3 protein-coding genes and 1 pseudogene are annotated in these 3,668 nt (G+C 62.8%); all 4 read right to left on the minus strand.

Translation table 11 applies throughout. The annotated features are described in order from the left end of the window. Positions 1–50 precede the first annotated feature (50 nt). Positions 51–2,426 (minus strand): Fe(2+) transporter permease subunit FeoB, encoded by a 2,376-nt coding sequence (gene feoB, locus Q4F91_RS13115; protein ID WP_303338180.1) that lies wholly within the window; start codon positions 2,424–2,426, stop codon positions 51–53. Between the two features lie 75 nt (positions 2,427–2,501). Then, entirely contained in the window at positions 2,502–2,729 is a 228-nt protein-coding gene (locus Q4F91_RS13120) for a FeoA family protein (protein ID WP_303338181.1), read from the minus strand. An 11-nt stretch (positions 2,730–2,740) separates the two neighbouring features. Further along, positions 2,741–2,977: a FeoA family protein gene (locus Q4F91_RS13125; protein ID WP_303338182.1), complete on the minus strand. Its 237-nt coding sequence runs from the start codon at positions 2,975–2,977 to the stop codon at positions 2,741–2,743. 413 nt (positions 2,978–3,390) lie between these two features. Next, positions 3,391–3,668 (minus strand): annotated as a pseudogene (locus Q4F91_RS13130) (adenylate cyclase); the annotation flags it as partial.

The raw sequence follows: 3,668 nt of genomic DNA on the forward strand, positions 1-3,668 counted from the left end.
CCCTCACGAGCCGCCCGGGGCGGCTCTGAGAGACATCACCTTGAGGGTGATCAGCGGGCCGACTGGATCGGGATCACCTTCGGGGCACCTTCGCTGTCCTTCTTGGCGAAGGACTTCATCCAGAGGTACATGCCCACGAGCGCAGCGATCGAGACGACGATGCAGATGCCGCTGTAGGCAGGCGCGGCGGAGAAGTTGACGGCGCGGTAGAAGATGACGGCGGACGTGTAGCCGAGCACGCAGCACCAGGTGCCGGAGAAGATCGTCCAGGCGGTGCCGACCTCACGCCAGACCGCGGCGATGGCGGCGCAGCAGGGCATGTAGAGCAGAACCATCAGGAGGTACGCAAAGGCGGCGGAGGAGGAGCCGAAGAGATCGCGGACCGTGTCGATCGTGCTCGTCGTCACTTCCTGTTCCTCAGCGGCGGCTTCCTCATCGGAGAGGTCACCGACGGTGATGCCGAACGGATCGGCGAAGGCGCTGCCGAGATCGGCGAGGTTGTCGATCGTGGTCGAGACGGCTTCGTCAAGGATGGCCATGAAGGACCAGCCTTCCTCTTCTTCCTCTTCGGCGGCGGCTTCCTCGCCCTCAGGCGCGGCGGCGGCCTCTTCCTTCGCGGCCTTCTCGGCGGCGATGGTGTCATAGAGGGAGTTCAGCGTGCCGACCACGGCTTCCTTCGCGAAGACGCCGGTGAAGACGCCCACGGCGGCAGGCCAGTTGTCTTCCTGGACGCCCATCGGCTCAAAGATCGGAACGATCGTGCGGCCGATCTCGGAGAGGACCGAGTTCTCGGAGTCCTCGTTGCCGAACGAACCGTCGGTGCCGAGGGAGTTGAGGATCGAGAGGCAGGCGACGATGACGACGATCACCTTGCCGGCGCGGAACATGAAGGTCTTGACGCGGTCCCACGTACGGAGCATCACGCCCTTGAAGGTCGGGATGTGGTACGGCGGGATTTCCATCACGAAGGCGGAGGCGACGCCCGGGAGAGCGGCGCGCTTCAGGAGGAAGCCCGTGAGGATGGCGGCGACGATGCCGATGACGTAGAGCAGGAACACGAGGTTCTGGCCGTTGGTGGGCCAGAAGGCGGTCGCGAACAGCACGTACACCGGGAGGCGGGCGCCGCAGCTCATGAACGGGGTCATGAGAACCGTGATGATGCGGTCAGCGGCGCGGTCCATCGTGCGGGTGGCCATGATGGCCGGCACGTTGCAGCCGAAGCCGACGATGAGCGGCACGAAGGCCTTGCCCGGGAGACCCAGGGCGCGCATGAGGCGGTCCATGACGAACGCGGCGCGGGCCATGTAGCCGGAGTCCTCAAGCACGGCGAGGAAGAGGAAGAGGAAGAAGACGGGCGGGATGAAGGTCGAGACCGTCTGCAGGCCGCCGCCGATGCCGGTGGCGATGAAGACCGTGAGCCACTCGGGGCAGCCGATGCTCGTCAGCAGTTCGGTGAGACCGTCAACAAAGACGCCGCCGACGAGGATGTCGAAGAAGTCAATGAAGCAGCCGCCGAGGTTCTGCGTGAAGAGGAACATCACGTACATGATGAGCAGGAAGATCGGCAGGCCGAGCCAGCGGTTCAGCACAACGCGGTCGATCTTGTCGGTCGTCGTGGCCGTGGCTTCGCCGAGGCGGACGATCGCCTGCTCGGCGACCTTCGCGACGAAGCTGTAGCGGGCGTTGGCGATCGCGATGTCGAGGTCACCGTCGTACTTCGCATCAAGCTCGGCGACGATCTTCTCGGCCTCGGCGACGTTGACGCCGCCGAGCTTCTCCTCGAGAGCCGGGGCCTTTTCCATGAACTGGCTCGCGAACCAGGCCGGACGCTCGACGCCCTGGGCCTTCAGGTTCTCGGCGATGCGCTCGACGGCGAAGCGGATGTCCTCGTCGAACTCAACCTGCATCGGCGGGATCGTCGGGTTGGCGAGGAAGCGCGAGAGGACTTCGTTGAAGTCATCAAGGCCGGTCTCGCGGGAGGCGACGATGCCGACGACCGGGCAGCCGAGAGCTTCCTGGAGCTTCTCAAGACGGATCTCCATCTTGTGCTGCTTGGCGATGTCGAGCATGTTGACGACGACGATCATCGGAACCTGCATCTCGACGAGCTGGGCCGTGAGGTAGAGGTTGCGCTCGAGGTTCGAGGCGTCAATGATGTTGATGACGGCCTGGGCTTCGCCCGAGAGGACGTAGTCGCGCGCGACGCGCTCGTCCTCGCCGGAGGAGGCGGCCGGCGTGATGGAGTAGATGCCCGGAAGGTCGACGAGCTCGATCTTCTCGCCCTTGCACTCAAAGGTGCCGGTCTTCTTGTCGACCGTGACGCCCGGCCAGTTGCCCACGCGCTGGCGTGAACCCGTGAGGGCGTTGAAGAAGGTGGTCTTGCCGCAGTTCGGGTTACCGACCACGCATACGATATGCTGACTCATTATTGGTCCCAGTGTTTCAGAGATGTTTGCAGCGCTTGGTCTGGCGTCGGGGCGTCAGCCGCGCATCCTCTCGGTTTAGATCTTCTCGACTTCCATGAGAGTGGCTTCATCGCGACGGACGCTGATGAAGCTGCCGCGGACGCGGATTTCGATCGGATCGCCGAGCGGGGCGATACGGACAACCTCAAAGGTCGTGCCAGGGGTCGCGCCAAGCATCACCAGGCGACGGCGGTACTCGGGATGTTCCTTCCCGAAGCCGACGATCCGGCCCTTGGAGCCGACGGGCAGTTCTTTCAGATACATGATGTCCTCGATTAGTAGACGTAGATTTTTTGAGCAACCGAGTAGTTGACAGCGATGCGGCCGTCACCCACAGCCACGAGAAGCGGCTCGTCCTTGGACGCCTGCAGAACGCGCACGGTGCTGCCGACGCGCATCCCGAGATCTCCAAGGTGGATGATCTCCGCATCAGGAAGCTTCATCCGCGCCACGCTGGCGGGCTCATTGAGCGCGAGGTCGGTCAGGACGCGGATCTGACGGGTTTCTGACATGGGGAAGTGTCCTTGTTGCAAGTTGTGACTGTGCGCATAGTAACGATAACCCTTCGCATTTTCAAACCATCCGGAAGAGGGATCTCATGCATGTCCAATGACGCGGAACGCATCTGAGAATGACTATCAGTTTGAAGTTATTGGAAAAATCGAGGTATTTATGCAATCCCGGGGAGTGTCCGGTCCCGCAAAATTTTTTTTTGGTGCAGTTGCCCGGACGCTTCCCTGACGGTGCCGGGCCGCATTCCGCCGTGACCTATCAATGAAAAGTTACGTTAACGGCCTTTACGTCCGCGTTGTTGTCACGTATGAGCGGACCGCGGACAAGGAAAGAGCGGCGTCCCGCATTTTGGGGGGAGCACCGCTCATCAGAATCGTTTCCGTTCGCCTTTCCCTGAGAGGACGGGTCAGGCTCACCAGGTCGTGTAGGGATGCCGGACGAGGTTGGAATTGAAGTACCGCGGGTCGTCGGAGACCTCGTCGCCCGCCCAGGAGGGCTTCTCGAAGGGCGTGCCGGCGTCGGGCAGCTCGATCTCGGCCACGACGAGGCCGGCGTTCGCGCCCTCGAACTCGTCGATCTCCCAGATGAAGCCGCCGAAGGGGATGCGGTAGCGGACCTTTTCGATCAGGGGCTTCTCGGCGAGGCGGTCGAGCATCGCCGTGCACTCGTCGAACGGGATCTCGTACTCGT

Source organism: Sutterella sp., assembly GCF_030539355.1.
Classification (GTDB): Bacteria; Pseudomonadota; Gammaproteobacteria; order Burkholderiales; family Burkholderiaceae_F; genus Sutterella.